This window comes from Oceaniovalibus guishaninsula JLT2003 (assembly GCF_000299575.1).
In the GTDB taxonomy this organism is placed as follows: Bacteria; Pseudomonadota; Alphaproteobacteria; order Rhodobacterales; family Rhodobacteraceae; genus Palleronia; species Palleronia guishaninsula.
In genome coordinates this window covers 180,331-195,360 of record NZ_AMGO01000046.1, presented here as the reverse complement: position 1 = coordinate 195,360, position 15,030 = coordinate 180,331, and the positions used below count along the sequence as shown (strand labels likewise).

At 69.3% G+C, this 15,030-nt stretch carries 18 protein-coding genes and 1 tRNA gene; 7 read left to right on the top strand and 12 right to left on the bottom strand.

Translation table 11 applies throughout. The features are described from left to right. Nucleotides 1-9: 9 nt before the first annotated feature. The 4 genes from OCGS_RS10270 to purC form a co-directional block, all read right to left on the bottom strand. The gene (locus tag OCGS_RS10270) at nt 10-1,773 is read right to left on the bottom strand and encodes a sensor histidine kinase (protein WP_040610883.1); all 1,764 of its coding nucleotides are present in this window, start codon (nt 1,771-1,773) and stop codon (nt 10-12) included. 80 nt (nt 1,774-1,853) lie between these two features. Further along, nucleotides 1,854-2,534, bottom strand: a complete 681-nt coding sequence (purQ, locus tag OCGS_RS10265; RefSeq protein ID WP_007427175.1) for a phosphoribosylformylglycinamidine synthase subunit PurQ — start codon at nt 2,532-2,534, stop codon at nt 1,854-1,856. Between the two features lie 25 nt (nt 2,535-2,559). Then, nucleotides 2,560-2,790, bottom strand: a complete 231-nt coding sequence (purS, locus tag OCGS_RS10260; RefSeq protein WP_040610909.1) for a phosphoribosylformylglycinamidine synthase subunit PurS — start codon at nt 2,788-2,790, stop codon at nt 2,560-2,562. A 20-nt stretch (nt 2,791-2,810) separates the two neighbouring features. Beyond that, the gene (gene purC, locus OCGS_RS10255) at nt 2,811-3,572 is read right to left on the bottom strand and encodes a phosphoribosylaminoimidazolesuccinocarboxamide synthase (RefSeq protein ID WP_007427173.1); all 762 of its coding nucleotides are present in this window, start codon (nt 3,570-3,572) and stop codon (nt 2,811-2,813) included. Between the two features lie 171 nt (nt 3,573-3,743). Between purC and OCGS_RS10250 the strand changes: the two genes are divergently transcribed. Further along, nucleotides 3,744-4,061, top strand: coding sequence for a DUF1476 domain-containing protein (locus tag OCGS_RS10250; RefSeq protein ID WP_007427172.1), 318 nt, complete (start codon nt 3,744-3,746; stop codon nt 4,059-4,061). Here OCGS_RS10250 and OCGS_RS10245 read toward each other — a convergent pair whose 3' ends face one another. Beyond that, a complete protein-coding gene (locus tag OCGS_RS10245; protein WP_007427171.1) occupies nt 4,062-5,150 on the bottom strand; it encodes a PA0069 family radical SAM protein in 1,089 nt (362 codons plus the stop codon). An 88-nt stretch (nt 5,151-5,238) separates the two neighbouring features. On the opposite strand from OCGS_RS10245, the gene OCGS_RS10240 reads away from it, so the two are divergent. Together OCGS_RS10240 and OCGS_RS10235 are read left to right on the top strand one after the other, a co-directional pair. Next, the gene (locus tag OCGS_RS10240; protein WP_007427170.1) at nt 5,239-5,451 is read left to right on the top strand and encodes a hypothetical protein; all 213 of its coding nucleotides are present in this window, start codon (nt 5,239-5,241) and stop codon (nt 5,449-5,451) included. Further along, entirely contained in the window at nt 5,448-5,771 is a 324-nt protein-coding gene (locus tag OCGS_RS10235; protein WP_007427169.1) for a YbjQ family protein, read from the top strand. Before OCGS_RS10240 ends, OCGS_RS10235 begins: the two co-directional genes overlap by 4 nt. A gap of 4 nt (nt 5,772-5,775) precedes the next feature. Here OCGS_RS10235 and OCGS_RS10230 read toward each other — a convergent pair whose 3' ends face one another. Further along, complete coding sequence (locus tag OCGS_RS10230; RefSeq protein WP_007427168.1) at nt 5,776-6,186, bottom strand: SufE family protein; 411 nt, start codon at nt 6,184-6,186, stop codon at nt 5,776-5,778. Between the two features lie 124 nt (nt 6,187-6,310). On the opposite strand from OCGS_RS10230, the gene OCGS_RS10225 reads away from it, so the two are divergent. Beyond that, a complete protein-coding gene (locus tag OCGS_RS10225) occupies nt 6,311-6,760 on the top strand; it encodes a hypothetical protein (protein WP_007427167.1) in 450 nt (149 codons plus the stop codon). On the opposite strand, the gene rnd is transcribed toward OCGS_RS10225, so the two are convergent. The 3 genes from rnd to purM form a co-directional block, all read right to left on the bottom strand. Next, nucleotides 6,757-7,926, bottom strand: coding sequence for a ribonuclease D (gene rnd, locus OCGS_RS10220; protein ID WP_007427166.1), 1,170 nt, complete (start codon nt 7,924-7,926; stop codon nt 6,757-6,759). The genes OCGS_RS10225 and rnd overlap by 4 nt on opposite strands. Nucleotides 7,927-7,989: 63 nt before the next feature. Further along, complete coding sequence (gene purN, locus OCGS_RS10215; protein ID WP_007427165.1) at nt 7,990-8,580, bottom strand: phosphoribosylglycinamide formyltransferase; 591 nt, start codon at nt 8,578-8,580, stop codon at nt 7,990-7,992. Next, on the bottom strand, nt 8,577-9,608 hold the full coding sequence (purM, locus tag OCGS_RS10210; RefSeq protein WP_040610906.1) for a phosphoribosylformylglycinamidine cyclo-ligase: 1,032 nt from the start codon (nt 9,606-9,608) through the stop codon (nt 8,577-8,579). The genes purN and purM overlap by 4 nt, the downstream gene beginning before the upstream one ends. Before the next feature lie 98 nt (nt 9,609-9,706). Here purM and OCGS_RS10205 point away from each other — a divergent pair. Together OCGS_RS10205 and OCGS_RS10200 are read left to right on the top strand one after the other, a co-directional pair. After that, nucleotides 9,707-9,783: transfer RNA gene (locus OCGS_RS10205), tRNA-Ile, on the top strand. A 35-nt stretch (nt 9,784-9,818) separates the two neighbouring features. Then, nucleotides 9,819-10,079: a DUF1289 domain-containing protein gene (locus OCGS_RS10200; protein WP_007427163.1), complete on the top strand. Its 261-nt coding sequence runs from the start codon at nt 9,819-9,821 to the stop codon at nt 10,077-10,079. Nucleotides 10,080-10,088: 9 nt separating this feature from the next. On the opposite strand, the gene OCGS_RS10195 is transcribed toward OCGS_RS10200, so the two are convergent. From OCGS_RS10195 to OCGS_RS10185, 3 genes are all read right to left on the bottom strand, one after another. Continuing rightward, the gene (locus OCGS_RS10195; protein ID WP_007427162.1) at nt 10,089-10,562 is read right to left on the bottom strand and encodes a Dps family protein; all 474 of its coding nucleotides are present in this window, start codon (nt 10,560-10,562) and stop codon (nt 10,089-10,091) included. After that, the gene (locus tag OCGS_RS10190; protein WP_007427161.1) at nt 10,555-11,004 is read right to left on the bottom strand and encodes a hypothetical protein; all 450 of its coding nucleotides are present in this window, start codon (nt 11,002-11,004) and stop codon (nt 10,555-10,557) included. Before OCGS_RS10190 ends, OCGS_RS10195 begins: the two co-directional genes overlap by 8 nt. A gap of 62 nt (nt 11,005-11,066) precedes the next feature. Continuing rightward, nucleotides 11,067-11,561, bottom strand: coding sequence for an Lrp/AsnC family transcriptional regulator (locus OCGS_RS10185; RefSeq protein ID WP_007427160.1), 495 nt, complete (start codon nt 11,559-11,561; stop codon nt 11,067-11,069). 68 nt (nt 11,562-11,629) lie between these two features. Between OCGS_RS10185 and putA the strand changes: the two genes are divergently transcribed. Next, nucleotides 11,630-14,998 carry a bifunctional proline dehydrogenase/L-glutamate gamma-semialdehyde dehydrogenase PutA gene (gene putA, locus OCGS_RS10180; protein ID WP_007427159.1) on the top strand — a complete coding sequence of 1,123 codons (3,369 nt, stop codon included), beginning with the start codon at nt 11,630-11,632 and terminating at the stop codon, nt 14,996-14,998. Nucleotides 14,999-15,030 lie beyond the last annotated feature (32 nt).

Genomic DNA, 15,030 nt, shown 5'->3' with positions numbered 1-15,030 from the left:
TCTGTTGGATCACTCGGCCGCCAGCGCGGCCGGATGATGGATGGGCAGGCGCATCTCGAAGACGGCCCCGCCCGCATTGCCGTTGCGCGCGGTCAGCCGCCCGCCCAGATCGGCCACGATCCCCGAGGATATGGCCAGCCCCAGACCCGTGCCGTCGCCCGGCGCCTTGGTCGTGTAGAACGGCTCGAACAGCGATTCCAGATCGGCGATGCCGTGGCCGTTGTCGCGCACGGTCAGCATCGCCGTGTCGCCTGCCGCCAGGATCAGGTCGATGCGCGGATTGTCGCTGTCCTTCACGGCGTCCAGCGCGTTGCGCAGCAGGTTCACGATCACCTGCTCGACGCGGATCCGGTCGCCCATCACCGGCACCGGCTGGCGCGGCACGCTGCGCGCGATGGTCACGTCGCGCCGCTTCAGTTGCGGCTCCATCATCGCCAGCGCGTTCGACAAACAATCGCGCAGATCCAGCGGCTCCAGCGCGTCGCCGGCCTTGCGCGCATAGGATTTCAGTTGCCGCGTGATCGCGCCCATCCGCTCGATCAGGTCGTCGATGCGGTGGAAGGACGACAGCGCCTCGTCCGGGCGGCGGCGCTGCACCAGCAGACGCGCGCCTGCCAGATAGGTCTTCATCGCCGCCAGCGGCTGGTTCAGCTCGTGGCTGACGGCCGCCGACATTTCGCCCAGCACCGCCAGTTTCGAGGTCTGCGCGACCGTCTGCTCGGCCACTTCCAGGCTCTTTTCGGCGCGCTCCCGCTCGGCGATTTCCCGCTGCAACGCGGCGTTGAGCGCGCGCAGTTCGACCGATTCGCGCTGGAACAGGGTCATCGCGCTCAGTGCCTTGCGGCTGGCCAGATAGAAGCCGCCCGCCAGCAGCAGCGCAAATCCCATGATTTCCAGCGCCAGCACGCCGTTCACCCGCTCGCGCACCGACGCATAGGTGGTGAAGCTGGTCATCTGCCAGCCTTGGAACGGGATCCGCGTCGTCTGCCGCATCACCGCCTCGCCGCGAAGATAGGCGTCGGCGGGCAGCGCGGTCCAGTCCGCCGTCGCCTGGATCGCCCGCTCAATGGCGCCCGTGGGCGACCGGCGTTCCAGCGCCTCACTCTCTGGCAGGCCGCGCCAGCGCGACTCGGTCGCGAGGATAATCCGCCCCTCGCTGTCCGTCACCATCACCGCGTCGGAAAAGCCCGCCCAGCTTTGCTCGAACTGGCGCAGATCGACGCCGACGACCATCACGCCGGTCAACGCGCCGCCCACGTCGATGCGGCGGGAATAGGTGAAATCCATTCCGCCGCTGTCATTGACATTGGTGCTGAACACCGTGCCGTCGGATCGCAGCGCCTCGACGAAGAAGGGCGTCAGCCGGTGGTTCGTGCCCAGCTCGCTGCGATCGGTGGCCGCGACCGTCCGCCCGTCGCTGTCCAGCAGCATCAGCGACGCCGCGCCGATCTCGTCCAGATAGGAAATCAGCCGCTGGGTGGAAGCCGAATAATCCTGCGAGGTCAGCGCGCCGATCAGCGACGGATCCCGGCTCAGCAGCAGCGGCACGACCGACGCGCGCTGCAACTCGCTCATCAGGTTGCCCGAATACAGCGCCAGCCGCACCTCGGCGCGGTTGCGCGTCGTCTCGGTGAACCGCTCGGTCAGAAGCTGGTTGGTGATCCACACGACCGCGACGGCGACCGCCACCAGCGCCAGCGCCGCGACGCGCAAGGGCCAGCGCCTGAACCGTTCGGGCACTCGCTCCTCGTCGGATCGGTCTGATCTGGCCATCGCAGAATCCTAGTCGCTGCCCCGCCCGCCAACAAGCACGCGCATCCGCCGCCCCGTCGCGGCAGGCGATGCGCCGCCGGTCAGGCCGGAACGCCCTGTCCCGCCAACGTCGCCACCAGTCCCGCGAAAAGCGGCGCGCCGTCCGTTCCGCCCAGTGCCGCGTCCGCCGCCCGTTCGGGATGCGGCATCATGCCCAGCACGCGGCGGTTAGCCGACAGGATGCCGGCAATTTGGCGCGCCGATCCGTTGGGATTGTCGGCATACCGGAAGGCAACGCGCCCTTCCGCCTCCAGCATGTCCAGCTCGGCCGGGGACGCGGCATAGTTGCCGTCGTGATGGGCGATGGGCACCCGCACCTCCTGCCCCGCCGCATAGCCGCGGGTAAAGGCGCTGTCGGTCCGCTCGACCTGCAGCGTCACCGTGCGGCAGACGTATTTCAGCCCGGCATTGCGCATCAACGCGCCGGGCAGGATGCCGGTCTCTGTCAGGATCTGGAAACCGTTGCACACGCCCAGCACATAGCCGCCCCGCGCCGCGTGGTCGCTGACGGCGGCGCAGACGGGCGACCGGGCCGCGATGGCCCCGCAACGCAGGTAATCCCCGAACGAAAACCCCCCCGGCAGGCCGACCACGTCCACCCCCTCGGGCAGGGTCCGGTCCTTGTGCCAGACCATCGCGACCTCGGCCCCCGCCGCGCGGAAGGCCGTCGCCAGATCCCGGTCGCAGTTCGATCCGGGAAAGACCACCACCGCCGCCTTCATGGCGCAATCCGGCGCGTGGGGCGCATCACACCATCTCCACGCGATAGCTTTCGATGACGGTGTTCGCCAGCAGCCGCTCGCACATCTCGGCGACCTTGTCCTCGCTGGCGCCCTCGTCCAGATCCAGCTCGATCACCTTGCCCTGCCGCACGCCCGCGACGCCCTGAAATCCCAGCGTCCCCAGCGCGTGGCGGATCGCCTCGCCCTGCGGGTCCAGAACGCCGTCCTTCAGCATTACCGTCACACGGGCCTTCATGCGCGCGTCCCCGTCATCCATCAGTTGATCAGCGTCGGCCGCGGCGCATGCGTCACGTTCGACGGCAGCACGCCCAGACGCCGGGCCACCTCGGTATAGGCGTCCGTCAGATTGCCCAGATCGCGCCGGAACACGTCCTTGTCCAGCTTCTGCCCCGTCTCGATGTCCCACAAACGGCAGCTATCGGGGCTGATCTCGTCCGCGACGATCAGGCGCTGGAAATCGTTTTCCCAAATACGGCCGATCTCGATCTTGAAATCCACCAGCTTGATGCCCACCGCCAGCATCAGCCCCGACATGAAGTCGTTGACCCGCAACGCCAGCGAAATCATGTCGTCCAGATCCTGCTGCGTGGCCCAGCCGAAGGCGCAGATATGCTCCTCGCTGACCAGCGGATCGCCCAGCGCGTCGTCCTTGAGGCAGAACTCGACAATGGGACGCGGCAGCGGCGTGCCCTCGGCCATGCCCAGACGCGCCGACAGCGACCCGGCGGCGAAGTTGCGCACCACCACTTCCAGCGGGATGATCTCGACCGACCGGACAAGCTGCTCGCGCATGTTCAGCCGCTTGATGAAGTGGTTGGGCACGCCGATCTGCGTCAGCCCCTTCATGAAGAACTCGCTCAGGCGGTTGTTCAGAACGCCCTTGCCTTCCACCTTGGCGCGCTTCTCGGCGTTGAAGGCGGTGGCGTCGTCCTTGAAATACTGCACAAGCGTCCCCGGCTCGGGGCCCTCGTACATGATCTTTGCCTTGCCTTCGTAGATCTTCTTGCGACGCGCCATGAACGTACTCCGATGGGACGGCGCCGCACGGACGGGCGGCGGGGGGTCCCCGTATCCGCGCCGATATATGGGAAACGCCCCCGCGCGGCAAGCGCGCCGCCCTCCGGCCCTTGGCAACGCGGCGGGCCGCGATCATATGAACGTGATAGACCGAAACCGGGGAGAGTGCCGATGACCAGCATGAAGGATCGCGAGAACGCGTTCGAAGCCAAGTTCGCCAACGACGCCGAGATGCAGTTCAAGGCCGAGGCGCGGCGCAACCGCCTTCTGGGTCTCTGGGCGGCCGAGCTTCTGGGCAAGGATGGCGAGGACGCGAACGCCTATGCGCGCGAGGTGGTGAAATCCGACTTCTCGGAACCTGGCGACGAGGACGTGTTCCGCAAGGTCAAGGGCGATCTGGGCGACCGCGCGACCGAGGAAGAGATCCGCACCAAGATGGCCGCGCTGATGGTCACGGCCAAGGCGCAGCTCGTGGACGAGGTCGAATAGTCAGAACAGCGACAGCTGATCGCCGGGCCGGGGCGGCGGCGCGAACAGGTCGCGGCGCAGCGGCGTCATGCGCTCGGTCAGCCCCAGCCGGGCGCAGGCCAGCGCGAAGCGGCGGCCGATCAGGTCGGCATGCGGCCCCTGCCCGCGCATCCGCCGTCCCCAATCGGCGGCGTAAAGCTGGCCGTCATGCATTTCCCGCAGACGCGCCAGCACCTTGTCGCGCTTCAGCGGCACATGGTCGGCCAGCCAGTCCTGAAACAGCGCCGATACCTCGTAAGGCAGGCGCAGCATGACCCAGCTTGCCCCTTCGGCCCCCGCATCGCGTGCCGCCGTCAGGATCGATTCGATCTCCGCATCGGTCAGGCCCGGAACGATCGGCGCGACCATCACCCGCACGGGAATGCCCGCCTGCGCCAGCGCCGCGACGCTGCGCAGGCGGCGCGCGGGCGACGGCGCGCGCGGCTCCATCCGGCGGGCCAGATCGGGGTCGAGCGTGGTGATCGTGATCCCGACCCGCGCCAGCCCCGCCTGCCCCATCTCGCCCAGAATGTCGGCGTCGCGCTCGACCAGCGTGCCGCGCGTGGCCACCGTCACCGGATGCCGGAACGCCTGCAACACTTCCAGCAGCCGCCGGGTGATCCGCCGGTCGCGTTCTATGGGTTGATAGGGATCCGTCGCCGTGCCCAGCGCCACGGGCGCCGCGCGATAGGACGGCGCGCGCAGTTCCCTTTCCAGCGCGGCGGGCGCATGGGGGCGCGCCACCAGCCGCGTTTCGAAATCCAGCCCCGGCGACAGGTTCAGATAGGCATGGGTGGGCCGCGCGAAGCAATAGATGCAGCCATGCTCGCACCCGCGATAAGGGTTCAGCGACCGGTCGAACCCGATATCGGGCGACGTGTTGCGCGCCATCGCGCGGCCCGATCGCTCCTCGCTGACCTCGGTGCGCCAGGGCGGCAGGTCGTCGTCGGGCGTCCAGCCGTCATCCTCGGCCGCGCGCAGATAGGGGTCGAACCGCGTCGCAGGATTGCTGGCGGCCCCCCGCCCCCTGCGGCGCGCCTGCGCGATGCGGCCGGTCTCATCGGTTTCCATCCCCCCACTCTAGAACATTTGCAGAACATCGGGAAGCCTCTTCATTGAACCTTAACCCGCCGCCCCCATATCGGGGACAGGAGGATCCATGCCGCTCGACCGTCTTGTCCTGATCCTTGTCGTCGCCATCGCCGGGGCCGCGCTGACCGTCTGGGTCGCGGCCTTTGCGGGCGCGGCCCTGCAACTCGGCCCGTGGTCGCTGCTGGTGGCGGTTCCTGTCGTCCTGTTCCTTTATGTGTTCTGGCGGGTCGTCGCGGATCGCCTGCGCGACCGCCGCAACGATCCCAGGGGACCGCGATGATCGCCGTCACGACCGACACCGTTCCGGGGCGCGACACCGCCGCGGCCCTGGGCATCGTGCGCGGTTCGACGGTGCGCGCCAAGCATATCGGCGGCGACATCGTGGCCGGGCTGCGCAATCTAGTGGGCGGCGAAGTGCACGAATATGCCCGCCTTCTGGCCGATGCCCGCGATCTTGCGCTGGAACGGATGCTGGCCGACGCCGCGCGGTTGCAGGCCGATGCCGTCGTGGCCGTCCGCTTCCAGACCTCGACCATTCAGCAGGGTGCGTCCGAGGTGATGTGCTACGGCACCGCCGTGCGCCTCTCGCCCGCCGCCTGACCGTTCAGGCCGCCTGCCCCGCGACCAGCCGGATCCGGTCCACCATCGCCCGCAATCCGTTGGACCGTTGCGACGACAGGTGATCGTGCAGGTTCAGCCGCTTCAATTCGGCCGCCGCGTCGATCTTCGGCACCTCCCCGACAGGCGCGCCCGCGTAAAGCGCGTGCAGCACCGCGATCAGCCCCTTGACGATCATCGCGTCGCTGTCGCCGGCGAAATCAAACCGTCCGTCCTCGACCGTCGGCACCAGCCAGACCTGGCTGGCACAGCCGTTCACCTTGGTCGCCGGCAGTTTCAGCGCCTCGTCCATGGGCGGCAGGGCGCGGCCCATCTCGATCACGTGGCGGTAACGGTCTTCCCAATCGTCCAGAAACGCGAACGTCTCGACAAGATCCTCGAAGGCGGCGCTGGCCATGACATTCCTTCCGTGGCGGTGCGGCAGACCTAGTCGGCGCTCGGGGGCCTTGCAACCGCGCGCGCCGCTTTTCAAGCCGCGCCCCATCCGCTAACCGGGGTCAGGGGATTTGCGGGGGACAAGTATGGGCAGGACGTGGATCGCGGCGCTGGCATGTGCGGCGCTGCTGGCGGGCTGCGGCCAGTCGCGGCTCAATCCGTTCAACTGGTTCGGCGGCTCGACCGAGACGGTGACGCTGGATACCGGCCGCGTCGTCGCGGTAGAAACGCGCCCTCTGGTCGAACAGGTCGCCGCCCTCGACATCGCGCGCAAGCCGGGTGGCGCGATCCTGACGGCGACCGGCCTGCCGCCCGTCCAAGGCTTCTGGAACGGCGCGCTGGTCCCGGTGGGCGACGCGGCGGACGGGCGCCTCGATTTCGAGTTCAGGATCGAACCGCCGCTGCAACCCACCCGCGTCTCGACCGCAGTTTCGCGCGAGGTGATCGTCGGCATCTTCCTGACCGACCGCCAGCTTGCCGGCGTGTCCGAAATCCGCGTCTCGGGGGCGCGCAACGCCCGTGCCGTGCGGCGCTAGGCGTCTCGGCCCAGCGCGAACACCACCACGTCGCATCCCTTCGCGGCCAACCCCACCTCGCCCCGGCAAAGGCGCAGCGCGTCGTGGCCGAACACCTCGGCCCGCCATCCGCCCAGCGCGGCAACGTCCCGGCCGCCGCTGGCGATGGTGTCCAGATCGGCGCTGCTGGCGATCAGCTTCTGCGCCACGCCTGCGGTCTCGGACTTCGACTTCAGCAACACCCGCAGCAGATCGGCCAGCGCCGGGTTCACCTGCAAATTGTCGCGGCTGCGGTCGGGTTGCGGAAAATCCGCCGGATCGGCCGCCAGCCCGCGCTTCACGGCGGCCAGGATGCCCTCGGCGATGTCCCCACGCCGCGCCTCGCGCAGCAGCAGGCGCAGACGGCCCAGATCGGCCTCGTTCTGCGGCTTGGCGGTCGCCAGCTCGACCAGCGCGTCGTCCTTGAAGACCCGTCCGCGCGGCACGTTGCGGTCCTGCGCATAGGCTTCGCGGAACGCCGCCAGTTCACGCACCACCGCCAGCATCCGCCCCGATCCGTTGCGCGTCTTGATCCGCTTCCAGGCATCCTCGGGGCGGATGCGATAGGTGTCGGGATCGCTCAGCACCGCCAGTTCCTCCTCGACCCAGGCGGTCCGTCCGGTGCGCTCCAGTTCGGCGGCAAGATATTCGTAGATCCCGCGCAGATGCGTGACATCGGCCAGCGCATAGGCTTTCTGCGCATCCGAAAGCGGCCGCCGCGACCAATCGGTGAACCGCGATGTCTTGTCCACCTGCGCCCTGGCGATCTTGCGCACCAGCGTCTCGTATCCCGCCTGATCGCCGTAACCGCAGACCATCGCCGCCACCTGCGTATCGAACAGCGGCTGCGGAATCACCCCGCCTTCCAGGCAGAAAATCTCGATATCCTGCCGCGCGGCGTGAAAGACCTTCACGACATCCGCATCGCGAAACAACGCATAGAGCGGTTCCAGCGACAGGTCCGGTGCCAGCGGATCGACCAGCACCGCGTCGTCCTCGGCATCGCCCGGCAGCGCAAGCTGCACGAGGCAAAGCTGCGAGTAATAGGTCCGCTCTCTCAGAAACTCGGTATCGACGGTGACATAGGGGCGGCTGCGGGCGCGTTCGCAAAAGGCGGCAAGCGCGTCGGTCGTGACGATCGTCATCATGCGTGGTGTGTCATCCTCGGCAATGTCGCGTCCTGATAGGGCGGTCGGCGGCGGATGGAAAGCTCATCCCAGGCTCAGCGGCGCCCGCTCGCCTCGGGCCACCCGCCGCAGGACTGCCGGATAAAGACGATGCTCGGCCTCCAGCACGCGGGCGGCCAGGCTGTCGGGCGTGTCGCCGGGCCGCACCGGCACCCGCGCCTGCCCCAGCACCGGCCCCGCATCCAGATTCGCCGTCACCTCGTGCACGCTGCATCCCGCCACGGTGTCGCCCGCCTCCAGCGCCCGGCGATGGGTGTCCAGCCCCGGATAAAGCGGCAGCAGCGACGGATGGACGTTCAGCATCCGCCCGGCGAAACGGTCGATGAAATCCGGCGTCAGGATACGCATGAACCCCGCCAGACAGATCAGGTCGGGCCGGGCCGCGTCCAGCGTCGCGGCCAGATCCGCCTCGAACGCGCGCCGCCCGTCATAGGCCCGGTGATCGACCACCGCCGTCGGGATGCCGCGCGCCGAGGCCAGCGCCAGCCCCCCCGCATCGGGCCGGTTCGACACGACCAGAACCGGGCGCGCGGGATGGTCGCCGGTCATGTCGTCGGCCAGCCGCGCCATGTTCGACCCGCCGCCCGAAATCAGGATCGCGACCCGCAGGCTCACCCCCCAAGGCGCCCCGCGAAGGTCACGCCGTCGCCGCGCACGACATGGCCCAGCCGCACCGCCGACAGCCCGTCCGCCAGCGCGTCGGCCCGGTCGGGCGCCACCACCGCGACCATGCCGATCCCGCAATTGAAGCTGCGCAGCATCTCGTCGCCGGCAATCCCGCCCGCCTCCATCAGCCAGCCGAAGACAGGCGGCAGCGCCCATGCGCCAAGGTCGATGGCGGCACCCAGCCCTTCGGGCAGCACGCGCGGCACGTTCTCGGTCAGCCCGCCGCCGGTGATATGGGCCAGCGCACGGATATCCCCCGCCTTCACGCGGGGCATCAAGTCCTTGACATAAAGCCTTGTGGGAACAAGCAAAGCCTGCCCAAGGCTTCCCTCGCCGAAGGGCGCCTCGTCCTGCCAGTGCAGCCCGGCCCGCTCGACCACCCGGCGCACCAGCGAAAAGCCGTTGGAATGCACGCCCGACGATCGCAGCCCCAGCAGCACGTCGCCTTCCGCCACGTCGCGCGGCAGCAGCGCGCCGCGATCCGCCGCGCCCACCGCGAACCCCGCCAGATCGAAATCGCCCGCGCCGTACATGCCCGGCATCTCGGCCGTCTCGCCGCCGATCAGCGCGCAGCCCGACGCGGCGCAGCCCTCGGCGATCCCGGCAATGACGGCGGCCGCCTCGTCCACGTCCAGCGCCCCGGTGGCATAGTAATCCAGAAAGAACAGCGGCTCGGCCCCCTGGCAGATCAGGTCGTTGACGCACATCGCCACCAGATCGACACCGACGCCGCCCAGATCGCCCGTCTCGATGGCGACGCGCAGCTTGGTGCCCACTCCGTCCGTCGCCGCCACCAGGACCGGATCGGCATATCCCGCCGCCTTCAGATCGAACAGCGCGCCGAATCCGCCCAGCCCCGACATCGTGCCGGGGCGCGCCGTGCGCGCGGCGAGGGGCGCGATCCGGCGGACCAGCGCATTGCCCGCCGCGATATCGACGCCCGCCTGCGCATAGGTCAGTCCCGTCCGGTCCGTCATGTCGTCCACCCGCCCTGCCCGATGCCCGCCCGATAGACGAACGCCCCGCTTGCCGCAACGCTTGACCCGCGCCCGTCCTCTGCTAAGCCCGCCCCAGGGGGCCTGTAGCTCAATTGGTCAGAGCAGAGCGCTCATAACGCTTTGGTTGGGGGTTCAAGTCCCTCCGGGCCTACCATATCTCCCTTCCGTCACCGCAATGCCGGACCCGCAATGAAGAAGCTGCCAAGCCCCTGCATCGACGTCTGCAAGTTCCGCCGCGAGGGGCATTGCATCGGCTGTTCGATGACCAAGGCGCAGAAGAAGCTGTTCAAGTCGCTCAAGCGGCCCGAACACCGCGCGGCCTTCATCGACATGCTGATCCACCAGCAGGGCGATATGGGCCGCTATTCGCACTGGGCGCCGGCCTATCTGAAGAAATGCGCGAAGAAAGACGTCAAGGCGCCCCCCGGCCTGCTGCCGAAAGGCGCCTGAAAGCGGGTGTCAGCCCTTCAGATGCGCGCGCAGCATCCAGGCAAACTTCTCATGGACGCGGCCGCGTTCGACCGCCAGATCCTCGGTCAGCGTGTCGCCGTGTTCGGCCGATACCCGCTCGACCCCCGACAGCGTCGCCGAAAGCTGTTCCTCGGCCTTCAGCATCGCGGCGATCATCTCGCGCTCGTCGGCGTGACCGTCATGCTCGGCGATCTTCGACCGTTCCAGCATGGCCGACAACTGGCCCTGCGCGTGCATGTCCAGCGCCTTGACCCGTTCGGCCAGATCGTCCTGCGCGGCGAAATGGTCCTCGTAAATCTGCTGGAACAGCGCATGCAGCGGACCGAACGCCATGCCGGTCACGTTCCAATGGAAATTCTGCGCCAGCGCGGTGGCGACGGTCGTTTCCGCCTTGGCCTGATTCAGCGCCTCTGCGATCGCCTCGCGCGACGAAGGGGCCAGCGACAATGCGGTTTCAGCCATGGGATTGCCTTTCGTTCTGGGGAATGGGGCTGTCGGACGCGCAAGCTATGCCGGAAACCAGAAAAGTCACCAGCCGGCGGGCCGGATGCGCGATGCGCGACCGGATCAGGAAATCGGTGCTGTGACCGTCACCGCCCCGGATCGCCGCCACCAGCGCCAGGATCCAGCGTTCGTCGAAACTGGTCTCGTCCGATCCCGGCCGATAGAAGACGGGCCGCCGGTCCAGCCCCTGCGCCAGCGTTCCCAGCAGCGCCTCGACAAAGGACGCGCGGGTGCGGCAGGGCGTCGTGCTCAGCAGCGCGCAGGCGCGGAACAGGTCGCTGCGCGGCCGCGCCTGCCCCACCAGCGCCGCCCGCCGCAGCACGTCCAGCAGATCGCGGTCGATGGCCGGGCACGGCCTGGGCGCCGCATCCCCGACAAGTTTCAGCGCACGTTCCGCCATGCCCGGTCCTTCCGAATGCCGAATACCCGACTAAACTACTTTGCCTCTCGCGCAAAGCCTTTTCAGCCCGGCGCGACGCCCGTCTCCTTGACCGCCTGCATCGCCACATAGGTCGATGTGTGCGACACGTGCGGCAACGCCGAAATCGCGCTGCCCAGGATCGCGCGATAGGCCGTCATGTCGGTGGTGCGCACCTTCAGCAAATAGTCGAAGGCCCCCGCGATCATGTGGCATTCCTCGATCTCGGGCACGCGGGCGACGGCGGCGTTGAAGGCGGTCAGCGCCGCCTCGCGCGTGTCGGTCAGCCGCACCTCGACGAAGGCGACATGCTGCAATCCCAGCCGCACCGGATCGACCATCGCGCGATAGCCGCGCACAACGCCCGCCCGTTCCAGCCGCCGCAGCCGCGTCTGCACCGGCGATTTCGACAGCCCGACGCGCCGCGCCAGGTCGGTCACGCTGATCCGCCCGTCCCCTGCCAGGATCTTCAGCATCGCCCGGTCGAATCGATCCAACCGAACCTCGCCGTCCTCGCTTTGCGGTCCATCCGCCTTCATCCGGCATCCTTTCGGTCGAATCGCCTGCGCATCCTGACGTATCCTGTCCGCACCAGCAGGAGGATGCCATGCCGCGCGACGCCGCCCCCGTTCCTTCGGTCCTTCCCGTCGAAGCCTATCCCGATCCCGACGCGATCCTCGCCGGTCTGATCGCGACGGCGGCGCTGACCGAAGCCGACCGCGCCCGCATTCACGCCGCCGCGACCGATCTGGTCGCGCGCCTGCGATCCGAGGCCAGACCGGGCCTGATGGAGGTGTTTCTGGCCGAATACGGCCTTTCGACCGACGAAGGCATCGCCCTGATGTGTCTGGCCGAGGCGCTGCTGCGCGTGCCCGACGCCCCCACCGTCGACGCGCTGATCGAGGATAAGATCGCGCCGGGCGACTGGGGCCGGCATCTGGGCCGCTCGTCCTCCAGCCTCGTCAACGCCTCGACCTGGGCGCTGATGCTGACGGGCCGCGTGCTGGACGACCCGGCGCGCCGCGGCCAGAACCCCGTGCGCGCCCTGCGCGGCGCCGTCCGCCGGATGGGCGAGCCGGTGATTCGCCGCGCCGTCGGCCAGGCCATGCGCGAGATGGGCCGCCAGTTCGTGCTGGGCGAGACGATGGCGTCCGCCATGGACCGCGCGGCCCGGATGGAACGCCGCGGCTATACCTACAGCTACGACATGCTGGGCGAGGCCGCGCGCACCGCCCGCGACGCCGAACGCTACCGCGCCGCCTATGCGGATGCCATGGACCGCATGGCGCGGGCCGCCACCCACGACGACATCGCCCGCAATCCCGGCATCTCGGTCAAGCTCAGCGCGCTGCATCCGCGCTACGAGGCCGCCCAGCGCGACCGGGTGCTGGCCGAACTGGTGCCGGTGCTGGCCGATCTCGCCGCGCAGGCGGCGCGGCTCAATATCGGCCTCAACATCGACGCCGAGGAAGCCGACCGCCTGTCGCTCTCGCTCGAGGTGATCGCGGCCGTGCTGACCGACCCCCGCCTTGCGGGCTGGGACGGCTTCGGCGTCGTGGTGCAGGCCTACGGCCCCCGCGCCGGTGCGGTCATCGACTGGCTGGCCGACCGCGCGGCGTCGCTCGACCGACGCCTTATGGTGCGTCTGGTCAAGGGCGCCTATTGGGATACCGAAATCAAGCGTGCGCAGGAACACGGCCTGCCCCGGTTCCCGGTCTTCAGCCGCAAGCCCGCCACCGATGTCAGCTATATCGCCAATGCGCGCAGGCTGCTGGCCGCGCGCGACAGGCTCTATCCGCAATTCGCCACGCACAACGCCCATACCGTTGCCGCCATCCTCGACATGGCGCGCACCATGGGCGCGGACCGCGACAGTTTCGAGTTCCAGCGCCTGCACGGCATGGGCGAGGCGCTGCACGACATCGTTCTGCGCGATCAGGGCACGCGCTGCCGCATCTACGCGCCTGTCGGCGCGCATCGCGACCTGCTGGCCTATCTGGTCCGCCGCCTGCTGGAAAACGGTGCCAACAGCAGCTTCGTCAACCAGATCGTCGACAAGGCCGTGCCGCCCGAAACCGTCGCCGCCGATCCCTTCGCGCTGCTGGGCCACGCCATCCAGGTCACGCCGGGCGATGCGCTGTTTCAGCCCACGCGCCCCAATTCGCGCGGCTGGGATCTGGCCGCCGCCGACCATCTGGCGCGGATCGACGCCGCCCGCGACCCTCACCGCAGCGCGACGTTCGACGCCGCCCCCCTTCTGGCCGCCGAGGCGCACCCCGCCCCGGCCATGCCCGTCGCCAATCCCGGCGATCCGTCCGACATCGTGGGCCATGTCCGCCCCGCCAGCCCCGCCGACGCGCAGGCCGCGCTGGCCGCAGCCCGGCCCTGGGACGCCGACGCCGCCACCCGCGCGCGTATCCTCGACGCCGCTGCGGATCTCTACGAATCCGAGTTCGGGCGCATCTACGCCCTTCTCGCGCGCGAAGCCGGCAAGACGCTGCCCGACGCCGTGGGCGAATTGCGCGAGGCGGTGGATTTCCTGCGCTACTACGCCACGCAGATCCCCGATGCCGCGCCTCTGGGCACCGTCACCTGCATCTCGCCGTGGAACTTCCCGCTGGCCATCTTCACCGGCCAGATCGCGGGCGCGCTGGCCGCCGGCAACGCGGTGCTGGCCAAGCCCGCGCCGCAGACCCCGCTGATCGCGCATCTGGCGGTGACGCTGCTGCACCGCGCGGGCATCCCACGCGTGGCCCTGCAATTCCTGCCCGGCGGCGGCGATCTGGGCGCGGCGCTCACCTCGGACGCGCGCGTCGCCGCCGTGGCCTTCACCGGCTCGACCGCCACCGCACGCCGCATCCGCGCCGCGATGGCCGACCATTGCGACCCCGGCGCGCCGCTGATCGCCGAAACCGGCGGCATGAACGCGATGATCGTGGACAGCACCGCCCTGCCCGAGCAGGCGGTGCGCGACGTGATCGCCTCGGCGTTCCAAAGCGCCGGACAACGCTGCTCGGCGCTGCGGTGCCTTTACGTGCAGCAAGACATCGCCGACGATTTCCGCGCCATGCTGTTCGGCGCGATGGACGAGTTGCGCATCGGGCCCGCCTGGGACCTGTCCACCGATATCGGCCCCCTGATCGACGCCGACGCGAAGGCCCGCATCGCGGATTACCTCGCGGATCGCCCGATCCTGCACCGCCTCGACGCGCCCGCGCAAGGCCACTACCTGCCCCCCGCGGTCGTCGCCGTGCAGGGCATCGCCGACATCCCGTTCGAGGTGTTCGGCCCCGTCCTGCATCTGGCGACGTTCCGCGCCGGGCAGATCGACCGCGTGATCGACGACATCGACGCCACCGGCTATGGGCTGACCTTCGGGCTGCATACCCGCATCGACGACCGTGTGCAGCACATCGCCGACCGCGTCCGCGCCGGCAACGTCTATGTCAACCGCAACCAGATCGGCGCCATCGTCGGCTCCCAGCCCTTCGGCGGCGAGGGGCTGTCGGGCACCGGCCCCAAGGCGGGCGGCCCCTTCTACGTTCCCCGCTTCGCGCAGCCCGTCGCGGCGACCCCGCCCGAGACGCCGCGCCACCTTCCCGGCCCGACCGGCGAATTGAACCGCCTGACGCTGCATCCCCGCGCGCCGATCCTCTGCCTCGGCCCCACGGACGACGACAAGGCCCGCCAGATGGCCGACGTGCGGCGTCTGGGCGGCATCGCGCGGGACGGCACGGCCGGCGATCTCGACGCGGCGGGTATCGGCGGCGCGGTCTGGTGGGGCGATGCGGCGACCGCCCGCGATATGGCGCGGCGGCTCGCGGCCCGCGACGGCCCGATCCTGCGGCTGGTTACGGGCGAAATCACGGTGCCCGACGTCCTGCTGGAACGCCACCTTTGCGTCGATACCACCGCGTCGGGCGGCAATGCCGACCTTCTGGCGCAGGTCGCCCGCGACGATCCTGCGGCGGCCTGACGATTGACCGCCCCGCGCGCAGCGGGCAACGC

What these genes read in the sequence shown, in the direction of transcription:
- OCGS_RS10270 (WP_040610883.1), bottom strand. Translation starts at nt 1,773, where the DNA reads ATGGCCAGATCAGACCGATCCGACGAGGAGCGAGTGCCCGAACGGTTC.
- purQ (WP_007427175.1), bottom strand. Translation starts at nt 2,534, where the DNA reads ATGAAGGCGGCGGTGGTGGTCTTTCCCGGATCGAACTGCGACCGGGAT.
- purS (WP_040610909.1), bottom strand. Translation starts at nt 2,790, where the DNA reads ATGAAGGCCCGTGTGACGGTAATGCTGAAGGACGGCGTTCTGGACCCG.
- purC (WP_007427173.1), bottom strand. Translation starts at nt 3,572, where the DNA reads ATGGCGCGTCGCAAGAAGATCTACGAAGGCAAGGCAAAGATCATGTAC.
- OCGS_RS10250 (WP_007427172.1), top strand. Translation starts at nt 3,744, where the DNA reads ATGACCAGCATGAAGGATCGCGAGAACGCGTTCGAAGCCAAGTTCGCC.
- OCGS_RS10245 (WP_007427171.1), bottom strand. Translation starts at nt 5,150, where the DNA reads ATGGAAACCGATGAGACCGGCCGCATCGCGCAGGCGCGCCGCAGGGGG.
- OCGS_RS10240 (WP_007427170.1), top strand. Translation starts at nt 5,239, where the DNA reads ATGCCGCTCGACCGTCTTGTCCTGATCCTTGTCGTCGCCATCGCCGGG.
- OCGS_RS10235 (WP_007427169.1), top strand. Translation starts at nt 5,448, where the DNA reads ATGATCGCCGTCACGACCGACACCGTTCCGGGGCGCGACACCGCCGCG.
- OCGS_RS10230 (WP_007427168.1), bottom strand. Translation starts at nt 6,186, where the DNA reads ATGGCCAGCGCCGCCTTCGAGGATCTTGTCGAGACGTTCGCGTTTCTG.
- OCGS_RS10225 (WP_007427167.1), top strand. Translation starts at nt 6,311, where the DNA reads ATGGGCAGGACGTGGATCGCGGCGCTGGCATGTGCGGCGCTGCTGGCG.
- rnd (WP_007427166.1), bottom strand. Translation starts at nt 7,926, where the DNA reads ATGATGACGATCGTCACGACCGACGCGCTTGCCGCCTTTTGCGAACGC.
- purM (WP_040610906.1), bottom strand. Translation starts at nt 9,608, where the DNA reads ATGACGGACCGGACGGGACTGACCTATGCGCAGGCGGGCGTCGATATC.
- OCGS_RS10200 (WP_007427163.1), top strand. Translation starts at nt 9,819, where the DNA reads ATGAAGAAGCTGCCAAGCCCCTGCATCGACGTCTGCAAGTTCCGCCGC.
- OCGS_RS10195 (WP_007427162.1), bottom strand. Translation starts at nt 10,562, where the DNA reads ATGGCTGAAACCGCATTGTCGCTGGCCCCTTCGTCGCGCGAGGCGATC.
- OCGS_RS10190 (WP_007427161.1), bottom strand. Translation starts at nt 11,004, where the DNA reads ATGGCGGAACGTGCGCTGAAACTTGTCGGGGATGCGGCGCCCAGGCCG.
- OCGS_RS10185 (WP_007427160.1), bottom strand. Translation starts at nt 11,561, where the DNA reads ATGAAGGCGGATGGACCGCAAAGCGAGGACGGCGAGGTTCGGTTGGAT.
- putA (WP_007427159.1), top strand. Translation starts at nt 11,630, where the DNA reads ATGCCGCGCGACGCCGCCCCCGTTCCTTCGGTCCTTCCCGTCGAAGCC.